The following is a 16,047-nucleotide window of genomic DNA, read 5'->3' on the forward strand; positions in this document are numbered from 1 at the left end:
TCATGAGACCGACGCGCACCCATTTCAGTCCGCTCGCGCGCCTGTTGCACTGGACGATGGCGCCTTTGATCATCGCGATGCTGTTCATCGGCGTGGGCATGGTCGCCACCGTCTCGCGCGCGCACGACACGCTGATCGCGATTCACCGGCCGCTCGGCATTGCGTTGCTGCTGCTGGTGGTGCTGCGCATGGGCGTGCGCATCACACGCGGCAGCCCGCCGTTGCCCGACGATATGCCCGCGCCGCAGCGCTTCGCGGCGAAGGCCTCGCATCTGGTGCTGTATGCGTTGATGGCGGCCATGCCGTTGATCGGTTGGGCGATGCTGTCCGCCGCCGGTTATCCGGTCACGCTCTACGGTCCGCTGCATCTGCCGCCGATCGCGCCGCATAACGTCGAGCTGTTCGCGTTGCTGCGCGCATTGCACACGTGGTTCGCATTCGCGTTGTTCGCCACCGTGCTGCTGCATCTCGCGGCCGCGTTGTTTCATGGACTGATCCGGCGCGACGGCGTGTTTTCCAGCATGGCCCGCGGCGAGCGCTAGTGTTTGTTTAACGCTTCACGCGTTCCGAGCGCGGATCGTAAGGCGCCTTCAGATGCAGCGTTGCCGGCAACAGTTCGCCGGCGACGTCGATCGCATAGCTGCCGCTGTTCAGATACGCGGCGTCCGCTGCGCCGTCGGGATTGTTCACGTAGCCCATTGCCACCGGACAGCCCAGCGTGTGGCCGAACGCCGCCGAACTCACGAAGCCCACCGGTTTGCCGTCGCGCAGAATCGCTTCGCCGCCCCATAGCATGCGGTCCGTTGCGCCGTCGGCGGTCAGCACGACCATGCGTCTGCGCAGCGGTTCGGCGCGCAATTTCAGGAGCGCGTCGCGGCCGCGAAACGCAATGTCCTTATCGAGCTTGCAGGCGAACGAGAGGCCCGCTTCGAACGGGTTCGTATCCGGCGTGAGCTCGCGGCCCCATGCGCGATAACCTTTCTCGATGCGCAAGGAGTCGATCGCGTAGTAGCCCGCGTTGACGAGGCCGAACGCTTTACCTGCTGCGTGCAGCGTCTCGTACATGCCGACCGCGAATTCCGCCGGCACGTACAACTCCCAACCGAGTTCGCCGACATAGGTGAGACGCGTGGCCCGCACCGTCGCGTAGCCGAGATCGACCTCGCGGCTCTGGCCGAATGCGAACGCCTCGTTGCTCCAATCCGCTTTTGACACGCTTTGCAGCAGTTCGCGCGAACGCGGGCCCATCACGGCGAGCACCGCATATTGGCCGGTCACGTCGACGAGCGTGCAGTGCCTGTCGTGCGGAATCAATTTTTCGATGCTGTCGAAGTCGCGCGTGGTTTGCGCGGTGCCGGTGACGAGCAGGTATTGATCGTCGGCGAGGCGTGTGAGCGTGAAGTCCGATTCATAGCCGCCGCGCTCGTTAAGCATCGCGGTGTAGACGGTGGTGCCGTTCGGCACGTCCACGTCGTTGGCGACGAGGCCTTGCAACACGCTTTGCGCGTCGCGTCCCTTGATGAGAAATTTGGAGAACGAAGTCATGTCGAACAGCGCGACGCCTTCGCGGCACGCGCGATGTTCGGCGCCGCTCCAGGGCAACCAGTTCTGCTGGCCGAACGCGTACTCGATTCTGGCCTCTTCAGGCGAGGGCGCGAAAAAGTTGGCGCGCTCCCAGCCCATCTTGCTGCCGAAACATGCGCCTTCGTCACGCAGCAGCGAATACAGCGGCGAGCGGCGAAACGGGCGCGCGCTGTCGAGTTCGCGATTCGGCCGGGGCATCGCGTAATGCAGGCCGAGCGTTTCCTTCACGCGATCGTGCAGCCACGTGTCGTTGCCGTTGAAGCGCGCAAAGCGGCGAATATCGACCGGCCACAGATCCATGGTCGGCTCGCCCGCGACGATCCATTCCGCGAGCGCCATCCCGGCGCCGCCCGCCGACGCGATCCCCATCGAATTGAAACCCGCGCCGACGAAAAAGCGCCGCAGTTCGGGCGCTTCGCCCAGCATGAAGTTGTTGTCCGGCGTGAACGATTCGGGGCCGTTATAGAACTGCTTCACCTGAGCGGTTTCGAGAGCGGGCACGCGCTGCAGCGCGTTTTCCATCAGGATTTCGAACTGATCCCAATCGTCCGGCAGCAGTTGAAACTCGAAATTCTCGGGGATGCCGTTCATGCCCCACGGTTTCGCATCCGGCTCGAAGCCGCCCATCACGAGGCCGCCCACTTCTTCCTTGAAATAAATGAAGCCGTCCGGGTCGCGCATCACCGGCAGATCCGGATGCACGCCGGCAATCCGTTCCGTGACGATGTAGTAGTGCTCGGCCGAATGCAGCGGCGCGGTCACGCCGCACAAGCGCCCAACGGCCTTGGCCCACTGGCCCGCGCAATTCACGACGATGTCCGCGCCGAGCGTGCCTTCTTCGCCGTCCTTGTTGCGCCACGCGAGGCCACTGACTTCACGCGCGCCGTTCGCCTTGCCGTCTTGCGCGGTGCGCGTGTGGATCGCCGTGACGCGGGTATTTTCGACGATGCGCGCGCCGCGCTGGCGGGCGCCGCGGGCGAGAGCCTGGGTCAGGTCGGTGGGATTCGCCTTGCCGTCGCCGGGCAGCCAGACCGCGCCGAGCAGGTCGTCGGTGCGCATGACCGGCCATAGTTCGCCGGCTTCGCGCGGGCTGATCACTTCGCAGGCCACGCCGTAGGCGCGCGCGACGGCGGCGGTGCGTTTGAGTTGCGTCATCCGCTCGGCCGTGCGCGCCACCGAGAGCGAGCCGCATTGCTTCCAGCCGGTGGCGAGGCCGGTATCGGCTTCGAGTTCGGCGTAGAGCGCGGTCGAATAGCGGATCAGCTTCGTCATGCTTTCCTGCGCGCGCAACTGGCCGACGAGCCCGGCAGCGTGCCAGGTCGTACCGCACGAGAGTTGGCCCTGTTCGAGCAGCACCACATCGGTCCAGCCCAGCTTGGTCAGATGGTAGGCGACCGAGCAGCCAATGATCCCGCCGCCGACGATGACAACGCGCGCATGAGTGGGAAGGTGTGTGGACATATGTGGAAATGCGTGGATGAAATGTGTGTAGATTGCCGTAAAAAAACACAAAATGCAACGAACGCAAAACCCCGTTGTGTGATTTCCGCGGCGTCATGCAACGGTCACTCGATCGTGCTCTTTGGAAGAGAGCGATTTCGCGCCAGCCTGTTTCAGCAGAATAGCCGGGGCCGTCATCGCCGTGAGCATGTGGTTTTGGTTGGAAACGTGTGGCTATCCAACCCGCCGAACTGTGTCTTTTGCTAGACTCCACTGAACCACCACCGCCCAATCGCCATGTTTTCCAACCAGCGCCAAGCCGAAATCCTGCGACTCGTCCGCGAGCAGCGCACCTGCACCATCACGGATCTCGCCGGCCGTTTCGACGTCTCCGACGAGACCATCCGCCGCAACATCAAGCCGCTCATCGCGGACGGCCTGCTGATCAAGGTCCACGGCGGCATCATGCTGCCCGAGCGACTCGACGAGCCGCCGTTCCAGCGACGCATGACGGCAAGCCAGCAGGGCAAGCGGGCAATCGGCGCGCGCATCGGCGAACTGGTGCGGGACGGCGATTCGCTGATCCTGGAGGGCGGCACGACCTGTCTGCATATTGCGCAGGCGCTCGCCGCCCGCTCGCGGCTCACGGTCGTGACCCCTTCCATCGAAGTCGCGCGCGTGCTGGCGCCGCGTAATGGCAACCGGGTGTTCATTACGGGCGGCGAGTTGCGGCCGGACGATTGCGCGGCGGTCGGCGACAACGCGCTGGCTTTTCTGCGGCAGTTTCACGTGCGCTACGCGATCGTCTCGGTCACCGCGATCGACACGCAGGGGCGTTTCATGGACGCGCTGCCCGCCGATGCGGCGTTTTCGCAGGCGGCCTTCGCCCAGGCCGAACGGTGCGTGGTCGCGGCCGATCACGCGAAATTCGGCCACAGCGCACTGGTGCACGCGTTCGGCGCGGACGCCTTCGATCTGCTGGTAACGGATGAAGCACCGGCGCACGCACTGGCTCAGGTGTTCGCGGCGGCCGGTGTGGATGTGGAGGTGAGCACACAGCCCATTTCGTCCAACGCGTAAAATGGCCGGTTACCACAGGCAATCGATGCCGCACAGATTTTCACCGGCCGGCGCCATCCGCGCGCTGCCGGGCTGATTCTCTCCGCGCGCTTGCCCAAGCCGGCTTGAATAGGATTGGACGCTGATGTCGTCAGTTTTCTTTGATCGGGAACGGATTGCAGAATGGCTCGGGGACCACACCGTCGCCAAGGCGCGCTCGGTCGGCCCCGTCGCCAACGTGAAATGGCACGGCGCCACGCTCAGCGGCGACGTGCAAGGCACCCAGCCGACACCCTACAGAACGCGGGTGCGGTTCCGTACCGATGGCGGTTCGCCTTGGGCGCAAGGCGACTGCACGTGTCCGGTCGGCCGCAACTGCAAGCACGTCGCCGCGCTGCTGTTTGCCGAGCTCGAGTACCACGACGAGATGGACCACATCACCGAGGTCGAACTGGACGACAGCGAGACCACGGGCGATCTGCCGCCGAAGCGGATTGCACACATGGGGCACATGGGGCAGCCGTCAGGCGTGCGGCCCGAACTGGTCAGCTGGCTCGAACGCTTTCGCGCCCGAGCCGAGGCCGCGGATGCCGACGCGCAGAAGGCGAGCGCCCCACGCACGCAGACGCTCGCATACCAGCTGAACTGGTCCAGCTTCCACAAGCGCCACGAAGTGGTGCTGTACCGCGCGCGCTGCAATGCCGCCGGCGAGGTCGTCGCGATCGACGAAGCCTGGGGCAACGTGGAAGCGGCGCTGCTCAAGCAGCCGAAGTTCGTCTCCGACGAAGACCTGTCGATCCTGCGCGGTCTCTGGCTCGGCCGCTCCCGTGAAGATTTCGGCCAGTTCATTCTGCGCGGCACGAGCGGCGCGGAGATGCTGCAGAAACTGATCGCGACCGGGCGGCTGTTCTTCGACTTCAAGCCCGCGCCCGGCGAGGCCGGACCGGCCGCACTGTCGCGCGGCGCCGAGCGGCCCGGCCGGATCGAATGGGAGCCGCTCGCGGACGAGCGTCTGCGGCCCGTGCTGTGCACCGAGCCGCGCGCCAGCATGGTGCTGCCGACCGAGCCGGTGTGGTATGTGGACGGCGTCGCGAACGAGGCGGGCGTCGTCCGGTCGTCGCTGCCGTTCCAGCAGTTGCCGGATTACCTCGCCATGCCGCCCATCTCGCTCGCCGAAGCGCCGCTGGTCGCCTCGGTGCTGCGCGAGATCGCGCCCGAGTTGCCGCTGCCGCCCACGCAGGACGCGTCCGCGATTCGCGTGCTCGACGTCGAGCCGGTGCCGGTGCTGTTGCTCAATAGTCACGCGCTGCCGTCTTCGACGAGCAAGGCGGGGCTGCGTCAATCCGGAGCGGTCGAGCTGGCCGGCGTGAGTTTCGATTACGACGGCGTGAGCATCAACGTGGACAGCAGCGTGACGCTCGTGCCGATGCCGGGCGGCGATGTCATTCATATCCGCCGCCGTTACGAGGCCGAGAAAAAGCGTCTGCTCGAACTGCGCAAGACCGGTTTGCAGAAGGTGCCGACCAGCCGCGTCTACGCATCGCGTCTGTTGCCCGACACCATGCTCGGCTTGCCCGATGCCGAGGCGTGGTCCGCGTTCGTCAACGACGCCGTGCCGGAGCTCGTGAGCAAAGGCTGGCGTGTGACGATGGCGCCCGAGTTCCGCTACAACGTGATCGAGATCGACGCGATCGAAGGCACCGCGCATCAGGCCGGCGACGGCTGGTTCGATCTGGAGATGGGCATCCGCATCGGCGAGCGCAACGTGCGGCTCGAACCGCTGCTCGCCGATCTGTTCCGGCGCGACAAGCGCTGGCTGGGCGGCGCGCTCGAAGCCATCGCCGACGATGAACCGATCGAGCTGAAGACCGAGGAGAACAAACGTCTGCGTTTGCGTGCCGATCGACTGAAGCCGGTGGTGCGCGTGCTGGTCGATCTGTTCGACGCACTCGGCGGCTCGCTCGCGGACGGCGCGCCGCTGCGCGTGGCATCCGTCGACGCCGGCCGCCTTGAAGCGCTGAACGGCACGGGCCGCTGGCAATTCCGTGGCGACGATTCGATCCGCCAACTCGCGCAGCGTCTGCAAGCCGGGCCGGGTCTGCGCGAAGTCCAGGTGCCGCGCGGCCTGAAGGCCGAACTGCGAACCTATCAGCACCAAGGTCTGAACTGGATGCAGTTTCTGCGCGAGCAGAACCTCGCCGGCGTGCTCGCCGACGACATGGGTCTGGGCAAAACCGTGCAGACGCTCGCGCATATCCTCGCGGAAAAAGAAGCGGGGCGGCTGACTCGGCCTGCGCTGATCGTCGTGCCGACCACGCTCGTGCACAACTGGCGCGAGGAGGCGCGCCGCTTCGCACCCGAATTGAAGGTGCTGCTTCTCAACGGTCCGCAGCGCAAGGAGCGCTTCGAGCAGATTGGCGAGCACGAACTGATTCTGACCACGTACGCGCTGCTGTGGCGCGACCAGAAGGTGCTCGCCGAGCATGAGTATCACTTGCTGATACTCGACGAAGCGCAGTACGTGAAGAACGCCACTACCAAAGCCGCGCAGGCGATTCGCGGGCTGCGCGCGCGGCATCGGCTGTGTTTGACGGGTACGCCGCTGGAAAATCATCTGGGCGAGCTGTGGTCGCAGTTCGACTTTCTGTTGCCCGGTTTTCTCGGCAGCCAGAAAGACTTCACCAAGCGCTGGCGCAATCCGATCGAGAAGAACGGCGACGGCGTGCGCCGCGCTTTGCTGGCGCGGCGCATCCGGCCGTTCATGCTGCGCCGTCGCAAGGACGAGGTCGCCAAGGAGTTGCCGGCCAAGACCACGATCCTGTGCTCGGTGGATCTGGAAGGCGCGCAGCGCGACCTCTACGAAACTGTGCGCACGGCGATGCAGGAGAAAGTCCGCGCCGCTGTCAGCGCGCAGGGTCTCGCGCGCAGTCACATCATCGTGCTCGACGCTTTGCTGAAGCTGCGCCAGGTGTGCTGCGATCCGCGACTCGTCAGAACGCTCAAGGCAGCCGGCGAGGCGGGCGACGTTCCTGAAAAATCCGACAGGACGGGCAAGATCGAGAAGGGCGCGCGCGCCATGCGCTCGGCCAAGCTCGACCTGCTTCTGTCGATGCTGCCGGAACTGATCGAGGAAGGCCGCCGCGTGCTGCTGTTCTCGCAGTTCACCGGCATGTTGTCGCTGATCGCGCAGGCGCTCGAAGAATCCGAGATCCCCTACGTGATGCTCACCGGCGACACGACGGATCGCGTCACGCCGGTCGAGCGTTTTCAGAAGGGCGAGGTGCCGCTGTTCCTCATCAGCCTGAAGGCGGGCGGCGTCGGCCTGAACCTGACCGCCGCCGACACGGTGATCCACTACGACCCTTGGTGGAACCCGGCCGCCGAGAATCAGGCGACCGATCGCGCGCATCGGCTGGGACAGGACAAGCCGGTGTTCGTCTACAAGCTGATCGCGGCGGGCAGCATCGAGGAAAAGATCGTCGAGTTGCAGGAGCAGAAGGCCGGGCTCGCCGACAGCATTCTTTCCGAAGACGCCGCCGGCGCCGCCAAGTTCTCGGACGACGATCTCGACGCGCTGTTCGCGCCGATGCCGGAAATCGAAAGTGGCCGGTAGGAACCGGCCGTCCAGCAAACCATCTCGAAACGTGCGGCGCACTCATCGCGCCGCGCGACGTTGCGCCCGTTCGTGGGCGCTCAAATATCTCCAGATTTGACGCTGCCATGAGCGCAATCGTGACAAATCGTCAAGGAAGGGGCTGTTCCCGGCGATGCCGTCAACGCTTTGTCCTGACACTCGTTGAACACGCGACCGTAAAGCGGTCAGTCAACGCAGTTCGTTAAGGAAAAACCGTCCATGAAGAAGCACATTTTCGCCGTTACCGTCGCGGGTCTGTTCTCGATCGGCGCATTCGCCCAGGCATCCTCGCCGGTCGTCGCATCGTCGTCGGCAGGCGTCGCTACCCAGGAAGCCTCGGCGCCGGCCGCGCAGCATCACCACAAGAAGAAGCATCACAAGCACGCGCATCACCATAAGGCGGCGTCCGCTGCCAGCGGTGCGCAAGACGCGCCGTCGAACGACGACGCAGCGCCGGCTAAGCCGTAAGCATCGCCCGACGATGTGACGATGCGGGCCGGCGCAGGTCGCCGGCCCGGTTCGATTGACCCGGATCTCCCCGATGAAAACCTGTTCGTCCCGTTTTGCCAGATCGGGCTCTTCCATACTGTTCGCGTTGTTGCTGGCCGCGTCGTTGACAAGTTGTGCGTTGCTCGCGTCGCCGGCACGTCCGACCCATGCCGACGAGGCGCCGCCGCCCGCGGCCGCGTTCTCGAACGCGCCGACGCCGGTGCCTACTTCGCAAGTTCCGGCGGGCTTCTACCGCGTCAATCCCGGCGACACGCAGATCGGCGTCGCCAAGGCGTTCGGTCGCGAGCCTTCGGCGCTCGCGCAATGGAACCACTTGTCGCCCACCGACGGCCTGCGCGTCGACCAGGTGCTGCGCGTCGCGCCACCGCTAGTTGCCGGCGCACCGGCCGCAACCGGCGCGCCTTCGAATTCGCTTGAACAGGCACGCGCCATCTTTGCGGATAGCCCGAGCGAACCCGCGTCCGCCAAGGCTCGACTCGCATGGCCGGCGAGCGGTCAGGTGAGCGCGCCTTTCGTGTCGGGCAAGACGAAGGGAATCTCGATAGGCGGGCGCGTCGGCGAATCCGTGCGGGCGTCGGCTGGCGGCCGCGTTGTGTACGCGGGCGGGCGCATCGCGGCATACGGCAAGCTGATCATCATCAAGCACGACGCCCACCTGCTGACGGCGTACGGCAACAACCGCGCGCTGCTCGTCAAGGAAGGCGCGGACGTCAAGGCAGGCGAGGTGATCGCCGAAATGGGCGCGGATGACAAAGGCCAGGCGTCGCTGCGCTTCGAAGTGCGCGCGGACGGCAAACCGGTCGATCCGCTCAAGTACCTTCCGAAACGCCAGTAACGCGGCGCGCTCGCGGCCTCGCCGCTCATCCGCAGTGACCTTGAACTCGAACGCGACGCGCAGCCTGCCGCAGGCGGCGCGTCGCGTGAAATGATGCCTATGATTTCCTCTCCACATTGCTTTGCGGCGGGCCGGCGCGCCTCGGCGGTCCTGTTGCTCGGCGCACTGCTCGCGCTTGCCGGATGCGCGCAGCCGGACGCCGGTCGCGATTCGCTGAGCGGCAGTGCCGCCGTCGACCGCTTGGTTCACGGTGCGGCGCTGCACGCGGCGCAAGCCGGCGAATTCGGCGACCGCGGCGACCGCGGTGCATCGCACGTAGCGCACACAGCGGACCGCGTGAGCTACGAGCCGCCGCCCAATCCATCGCTGAACGACGATGCCGCATCGTCCACACCCGCCTGCGCCTGCGGCAACACCTTCCGGCAAACGGGTATGGCGACGTGGTACGGCAAGCCGTTCCAGGGGCGCCGCACCGCCAGCGGCGAGCGCTACGACATGCACGCGCTCACGGCAGCGCATCGCACCTTTCCGCTGGGCGCCTGCGTACGGGTAACGGCGCTCAACGGCGCGCATTCGGTGATCGTTCGTATCAACGATCGCGGACCGTTCGTGCGTGGCCGGATCATCGATTTGTCGTATGGCGCCGCGCAGGCGCTCGGCCTTGGTTCGAAGGGCAACGCGCAGGTCATGCTGGAACGTGTCGCGACGGCACGCCACTGCCTGGGTAACAGCGCCTGATGCCGATCGCGATTACGGAAAAGTCAAAGCCGGCCAGAAGGCCGATTGGTTGATTGACGGCTGCCGTAAGAATCAGACAACCGGCGTCGACTGTAACAAAACGGCTGCGTATGTAAATTTCTCGATGCAGGCACTTCAATTCATACGATTTTCGGCGCATATGACGCAAGGTCTGCGTTCGGAACGAATTACGTCCGACGTAATAACTACCTCGCTGCTGGTTACAAACGCAGTTTTTTCATCTTGAGCTCGATTTTATGACCGGCTAATTTGATTTCACTCGTGCGGCTAGACCCCCCGCGAGCGTGTGATGTTTGAGCGGCGCCGGCCTTGGATTGAGGCCGCGCCGCATTTTTTTGTCCGGATCGCGAGCCGCTCGGTTTAACAATTCTTAAACGATTTATTTTGAGACTGTTCCTATACTGACTCGCAAATTGTCAAATCGCCACGAGCTGAATGCAGCACGCGGCCAGAAAAGACAACGGCGAACGGGGCCAATCACCGCGCAGGCGAGACCAGCCGATCCGAACCACGACCCAAGTGGTCGATACCAATAAATGACGTCGCATAGCCGGACCGGATAGCGGCCTAATCGCATCCGGAAAACAGCAGCTGTTTTCGATTATGATGGCCTTCCCCCTCGATACCTCGCGCGATAAAGCGAATCGCGCGTCCTAATATCGAGATGGCGGCGGAAGGCCTGAACAGGGCGCAAGGCAAAGGACCACTAGAAAAATGTGCAGCCGAAGATGAAATTGGAAGCCGGATCGTCGGTGCTTACGCCGTCATCCCGGTCATCTGCCGGCTAGCCGGCCACCAGTTACGAATGATGTCGCGTTGCGGGGTGTTATGAGAATTGCTGTCCTGGATGACGATTCGGCTCAGGCCGACCTGGTTTGCCAAACGCTGTCGGCGGCGGGCCATATCTGTCACGCATACGGCGCGGGCCGCGAACTGGTGCGGCAGTTGCGGCGCCAGACGTTCGATCTGCTGGTGCTCGACTGGAACGTGCCCGACATGTCGGGCGAAGAGGTGCTGCGCTGGGTGCGCGAAAGCCTCTCCGAGCGTCTGCCGGTTCTGTTCATGACGAGCCGCGGCCGCGAAACCGACATCACGTCGATTCTCAACACAGGCGCGGACGACTACGTCGTCAAACCGGTGTCCGCGGCGGTCTTGCTGGCGCGCGTCGGTTCACTGCTGCGCCGCGCGTATCACCTCAAGCCGGCCGCGGCGAAGGAAGTCTTCGGCGAATTCGAATTCGATCTGGGCGCAAAGCACGTGGTGGCGCGCGGCACGACGGTCGCCGTCACGCAGAAGGAATTCGAACTCGCGCTTCTGCTGTTCCAGCATCTGAGCCGGCCGCTGTCGCGCGCGCACATTCTCGACGTGATCTGGAAGCAGGCGACCGACATTCCGTCGCGCACCATGGACACCCACGTGTCGATGCTGCGCAGCAAGCTCGGCCTGCGCCCGGAGCAGGGCTATCGGCTGACGCCGATTTACGGCTATGGCTACCGGCTGGAGCGAATCGATTCCGCCACACCGCCGGCAGCGGCCGGCGAACGCCCTGAAGCGGGGGAGGCGTGACGCTTTCCGTCGCTGGGGCAGCGCGTGGTTACCTGATATCGCCGGGCCGCCGTAGCGGCGCGTGGCTCGCGGCCGCCGGGCTGCTCGCAATAACCTGTTTCGCGCCGGTGCAGGCGTCAGCGCAAACGTCGCGCGCGCCGAAGCCGCGCGCGAAAGCCGCCGCGCCGGCCTACGTCTCGTATCTGACCCACGAAGGCGATACGCTCTACGAGATCGCCGGACGCTATATGCGCGATCCGAGCGATTGGGCCGTGCTGAGCCGCCTGAATCATGTGCCCGCGCCACGCCGCATGCCGGCCGGCATCGCGTTGCTTCTGCCCGCCGACAAGCTCAAACAGGAACAGGAATCCGCTCGCGTGATCGCGACCAGCGGACCGGCCGAGCATGCATTCGGCAAGAACCCCTACGTGCCACTCGCCGAAGGTACAAAGCTCGGCGAAGGCGACCGCGTGCGCACCGGCGACAACGGTTTTGTGACGTTGGAATTGCCGGACGGCTCGCACGTCACGGTGGGGCAGAACGGCTTGCTGGATATCGGCACGCTGCGGCGCACCACGCTGACCGGCGCCGGCGACCGCCTGCTCGAACTGCGCAACGGCGAAGTGGAAAGCCAGGTCACGCATGCGACCAAAAAGGACGACCGCTTCCAGATCCGCTCGCCGTCCGTTGTGGCGGGCGTGCGCGGCACGCGCTTCAAGGTCGCCTACGACGGCGGCGCGCAAACCACCGCGGTGGAAGTGCTGGACGGCGCGGTCGGCGTCGACCCTGCCGCGCCGGGCGGTCGCGCTTTCACGCCGCCGCCCGGCGCGCCGCTGCTGGCCTCCTCGCAACTCGTGAAGGCGCGCTTCGGCAGCGTGACGCGGGCGGGCGGCACAATCGGCGATCCGGTCGAATTGCTGCCAGCGCCGGCGCTCACGCAGCCGGCCAGGGTGCAGGACGGCAAAACGGTGGCATTCGACCTCGCGCCGGCCGACCGCGCGGTGGCCTACCGCGTGCAGATCGCGCGCGACGCCGACCAGCTCGACCTGATCCGCGACCAGCGCGTGCGCGAGCCGCACGCGGATTTCGGCGACCTGGCCGACGGCACCTATTTCGTCCGCATCGCCGCGATCGACACCCACGGCCTCGAAGGCTTGCCGCAGGTGTACGCGTTCGAACGGCGCCAGCTCGGTTTGGCCGCGTCGGCGAAGCAGCGGGCCGGTAGCCGCGACTATGAATTCCGCTGGTTCGTCAGCCGTGCCACGGTCGAGACGCGCTTCCGTTTCGTGCTGGCGGGCACGGCCGATCTGCGCCATCCGCTCGTGGACCGCACCGATCTGTCGGGCGGTCAACTGATCGTGAGCGACCTGCCGGCCGGTGTCTATTACTGGACGATCGTCGCCGAGCAGTTCGAGAACGGCCGCTTCTATGAAAAGAGCAGCGCGGTGCGCTCATTTACGCTTGCGCGCTGACGCTGGTAGATTCACGGGGCTGAGCCATGCGTCAGCCCGCTTCCTGTTTTCGAACCACGCCACCCTTTGCCGACCACACCTACGCGCCTGAGCCTCGATCCGCGCGCCCGTCTCGGACGGCGCGCCGGCCGCCGCTTCCTGATCGAATGGGTGGGCATCGGCTGTCTCGGCATCGTGGTGATTCTGCTCAGTTCGCTCGGGCGTCTGAGCGCGAGCGTCGATCATCTGGTCTACGACCGCTTGCTGAGCCTGCGTGCGCAACCTCTGCTGCGCGATATCGTGGTGGTCGAAATCGACAACGCGAGCATCGCGCAACTCGGCCGCTGGCCATGGCCGCGCAGTGTTCACGCGAAGCTGCTGGAACAGATCGCCGGCGCGCAGCCCGCCGCGGTGATCTACGACGTGCTGTTTACCGAAGCCAATCCGCAAGACGCCGAACTCGCGCGAGCCGTCGCGCTGAGTCCGACCTATCTGCCGATCTTGCTCTCCGCGCCCGATGACAGCGGGCGCCGCGTCGTGGTCGAGCCGGTGGCGCCGTTCGCGCATGCGGCGGCGGGGCTCGGCCATATCAATCTCGAAGTCGACAGCGACGGCATCGTGCGCAGCGTCGCGCGCTACGAGGGCGACGCCGATTCACGCTGGGCGCAGTTGATGGTGCCGGTCGCCCAGGCGGTGGAACACGGCTCGCTCCATCTGAACGGCTCGCAGCGCGGCGCCGCTTTGCCCGCAGCCGAAACCGACCCGGCCGCCGACGACGGCGGCGAAGGCCGTTTCCTGATCCCATTCGGTCCGAACGCGCAGAACTACACGAAGCTGAGTTTCGCGCGCGTGCTCGCCGGCGACGTGGCGCCGGAGCAGTTGCGCGGCCGCATCGTGCTGATCGGCGTGACCGCGTCCGGCTTGTACGACCGTTTCGCGACGCCGGTGTCCGGCAAACTCGGCCCGCTGCCCGGCGTGTACATCCACGCGAACGTGCTCGACACGCTGCTCACCGGCCGCGAGATCGAACCGGTCTATCCGTGGATTCTGTTCGCCGTGTCGCTCGCGCCGCTTGCCGCGTTGCTGGCCGGATTTCTGGTGTTGTCGCCGCGCCGTTCGTTGCTGCTGACCGGCGCCTTGTGTTTGCTCGCAGCGGCCGGTAGTGCCGCCTTGCTGTACGGCGCGCGGCTCTGGATGTCGCCGGTGCCGGCAATCGTCGGTCTGGTGGCCGTGTATCCGATCTGGAACTGGCGGCGCCTCGAAATGACGATGGCCTATCTGCGCGGAGAACTGGAGCGTCTCGCCGACGAACCGCATCTGCTGCCGGAAACGCCGCAGCGCCGCCGCGAGTTCGGTGGCGACGTGCTGGAGCAGCACATGGCGCTGATGGCGCAGGCCGCGCAGCGCGTGCAGGACATGAAGCGTTTCGTGTGGGACAGCCTCGACAGCATGCCCGAGCCGATCCTCGTGAGCGACGTGCGCGGCGTCGTGCTGATCGCGAATCATGCCGCCAAGGCGCGTTTCGCGCGCCTCGGCGCGCCGCTGCCTGAAGGCCGTCCGATGCAGGCCGTGTTGGGCGGCCTGACGCTCGTGAAGACGATCGACACCGATGCCGCGTCGGACGCCGAAAACAATCTGCTCGCCCGCACGCACTGGCCGGCGCCGCTCGATCCCACGCGCCACGAATTCGCCGCGCTGATGGCGCACGGCGTCGAGGTGCGCGACGCCGACGAGCGCGACCATCTGCTGCGCTACGCGAACTGCACCAACGCGCAGGGCGAGACCACCGGCTGGATCGCGGGCCTTGTGGACGTGTCGGCCTTGCATGCGGCCGAGCGTCAGCGCGAAGACGCGCTGCGGCTCCTCTCGCACGACATGCGTTCGCCGCAGGCGTCGATTCTCGCGCTGGTGGAGATCGAGCGTGCCCGCCGCGAGCCGTTGCTCGCGCGCGGCTTGCTCGAGCGCATCGAACGCTACGCGCAGCGCGCGTTGACGCTAGCCGACGACTTCGTGCAACTGGCGCGCGCCGAATCGCAAACCTATGTGCTCGAACCGGTGAGTCTCGCCGAGTTGCTGATCGACGCGAGCGACGAAGTCTGGCCGCAGGCACACGCCAAGCGCATTACGCTGCACACGGAGACGGGCGCTGCCGACGCTGCCGACGACGGACACTGGATCTGCGCCGACCGTTCGCTGATGACGCGCGCGCTCGTCAACATTCTGAACAACGCGGTCAAGTACAGTCCGCCGGATACGCGGATCGTATGCAGCCTCGCGAGCCTGACGCCGAAGGGCGTGCCGGGCGCGGCGAGGCGCGTGTCGTGCACGATTCGCGATCAGGGCTACGGCATTCCGAAAGACCAGCAGGCGGGGCTGTTCGAGCGCTTCCGGCGGTTTCACGAAACCGAGCGGCCGGAAGTGGGCGGCGCGGGCCTGGGCATGGCCTTCGTCAAGACGGTCGTCACGCGTCATGGCGGCGATGTCGAGGTGGCCAGCGAACCCGGCCAGGGCACGGCATTCACGATCTGCCTGCCGGTGCTCGAAGACGCACAATCGGGCGCCTCCTTCAACCCGCGCCCATGACATATGACCAAGCACCTTATCGAAGCGAGAAGATGGTGAAAGCGATCCTGATCTGTGCCGCGCTGGCCGCGGCGAGTCTCACCGGTTGCGCGGGCCTGAGCGCCGATGTGCATACCGCCGACGCCGTCAACGCGGCCGCCGCGCTGCAAGGCGAGCGGACTTACACGATCGCGCGCATGCCGTCGCAGGAAGCCGGCGCGGATCATCCGCAATTCGAGAGCGTGTTGGTGAACGAGTTGGCGAAGCAGGGCTTTGTCGCGGCGACGCCGGAAAGCGTGCGTTACCTGCTGTCAATCGCCTACGACACGCGGCCGGCGACGATCGTCGTCAATGAAAACGGCTGCACGTCAGGCGACTGCCGACGCGGGCCCGCCGCGCCATTCTCGCTGTTCGGCGGTCCCGTGTACCAGCATGCGCTGACGCTGCGGTTTTTCGAACGCGCGAGCGGACACGAAGTCTACAAAGTCAGCGCGGTGAGCAGCGATCGCGACGCGGACCCACTGCACGCCATGCCGACGCTCGTCAAAAGCGCGCTCGCCAGATTTCCCTTCGATGCACCGCCGGATTGGCGCGTGAAACTGCACGCCGACGAAACTGGCGGCGTGCCGACGGTGACGTCGGTGAAGCCGCTTCAGCCGTAACGCGCG

The 16,047-nt window shown here is 65.7% G+C and carries 11 protein-coding genes; 10 read left to right on the forward strand and 1 reads right to left on the reverse strand.

Translation table 11 applies throughout. The annotated features are described in order from the left end of the window. Window positions 1-2: 2 nt before the first annotated feature. The gene (locus ACFSNN_RS28450) at window positions 3-542 is read left to right on the forward strand and encodes a cytochrome b (RefSeq protein WP_134464917.1); all 540 of its coding nucleotides are present in this window, start codon (window positions 3-5) and stop codon (window positions 540-542) included. A 7-nt stretch (window positions 543-549) separates the two neighbouring features. Here the strand turns inward: ACFSNN_RS28450 and ACFSNN_RS28455 are convergent, their stop codons facing one another. Then, on the reverse strand, window positions 550-3,045 hold the full coding sequence (locus ACFSNN_RS28455) for a GcvT family protein (RefSeq protein WP_377747589.1): 2,496 nt from the start codon (window positions 3,043-3,045) through the stop codon (window positions 550-552). A 276-nt stretch (window positions 3,046-3,321) separates the two neighbouring features. Between ACFSNN_RS28455 and ACFSNN_RS28460 the strand changes: the two genes are divergently transcribed. The 9 genes from ACFSNN_RS28460 to ACFSNN_RS28500 all read left to right on the forward strand — a co-directional run bounded on the left by ACFSNN_RS28460 (window position 3,322) and on the right by ACFSNN_RS28500 (window position 16,041). Next, complete coding sequence (locus ACFSNN_RS28460; RefSeq protein WP_134464915.1) at window positions 3,322-4,104, forward strand: DeoR/GlpR family DNA-binding transcription regulator; 783 nt, start codon at window positions 3,322-3,324, stop codon at window positions 4,102-4,104. Between the two features lie 124 nt (window positions 4,105-4,228). Continuing rightward, window positions 4,229-7,696: a DEAD/DEAH box helicase gene (locus ACFSNN_RS28465; RefSeq protein ID WP_134464913.1), complete on the forward strand. Its 3,468-nt coding sequence runs from the start codon at window positions 4,229-4,231 to the stop codon at window positions 7,694-7,696. A gap of 240 nt (window positions 7,697-7,936) precedes the next feature. Then, the gene (locus tag ACFSNN_RS28470; RefSeq protein ID WP_134464911.1) at window positions 7,937-8,185 is read left to right on the forward strand and encodes a hypothetical protein; all 249 of its coding nucleotides are present in this window, start codon (window positions 7,937-7,939) and stop codon (window positions 8,183-8,185) included. A gap of 73 nt (window positions 8,186-8,258) precedes the next feature. Continuing rightward, complete coding sequence (locus tag ACFSNN_RS28475) at window positions 8,259-9,062, forward strand: peptidoglycan DD-metalloendopeptidase family protein (protein ID WP_134464909.1); 804 nt, start codon at window positions 8,259-8,261, stop codon at window positions 9,060-9,062. Between the two features lie 99 nt (window positions 9,063-9,161). After that, window positions 9,162-9,800, forward strand: coding sequence for a septal ring lytic transglycosylase RlpA family protein (locus ACFSNN_RS28480; protein ID WP_134464907.1), 639 nt, complete (start codon window positions 9,162-9,164; stop codon window positions 9,798-9,800). Between the two features lie 849 nt (window positions 9,801-10,649). Next, window positions 10,650-11,387: a response regulator transcription factor gene (locus tag ACFSNN_RS28485; protein WP_106311440.1), complete on the forward strand. Its 738-nt coding sequence runs from the start codon at window positions 10,650-10,652 to the stop codon at window positions 11,385-11,387. Continuing rightward, window positions 11,384-12,838 (forward strand): FecR family protein, encoded by a 1,455-nt coding sequence (locus ACFSNN_RS28490; RefSeq protein WP_134464905.1) that lies wholly within the window; start codon window positions 11,384-11,386, stop codon window positions 12,836-12,838. Before ACFSNN_RS28485 ends, ACFSNN_RS28490 begins: the two co-directional genes overlap by 4 nt. Before the next feature lie 66 nt (window positions 12,839-12,904). Beyond that, entirely contained in the window at window positions 12,905-15,400 is a 2,496-nt protein-coding gene (locus tag ACFSNN_RS28495) for a CHASE2 domain-containing protein (protein ID WP_134464903.1), read from the forward strand. After that, a complete protein-coding gene (locus ACFSNN_RS28500) occupies window positions 15,397-16,041 on the forward strand; it encodes a DUF4136 domain-containing protein (protein ID WP_134464901.1) in 645 nt (214 codons plus the stop codon). The genes ACFSNN_RS28495 and ACFSNN_RS28500 overlap by 4 nt, the downstream gene beginning before the upstream one ends. Window positions 16,042-16,047: the final 6 nt, after the last annotated feature.

Source organism: Paraburkholderia dipogonis, from assembly GCF_042680985.1.
Lineage (GTDB): Bacteria > Pseudomonadota > Gammaproteobacteria > Burkholderiales > Burkholderiaceae > Paraburkholderia > Paraburkholderia phytofirmans.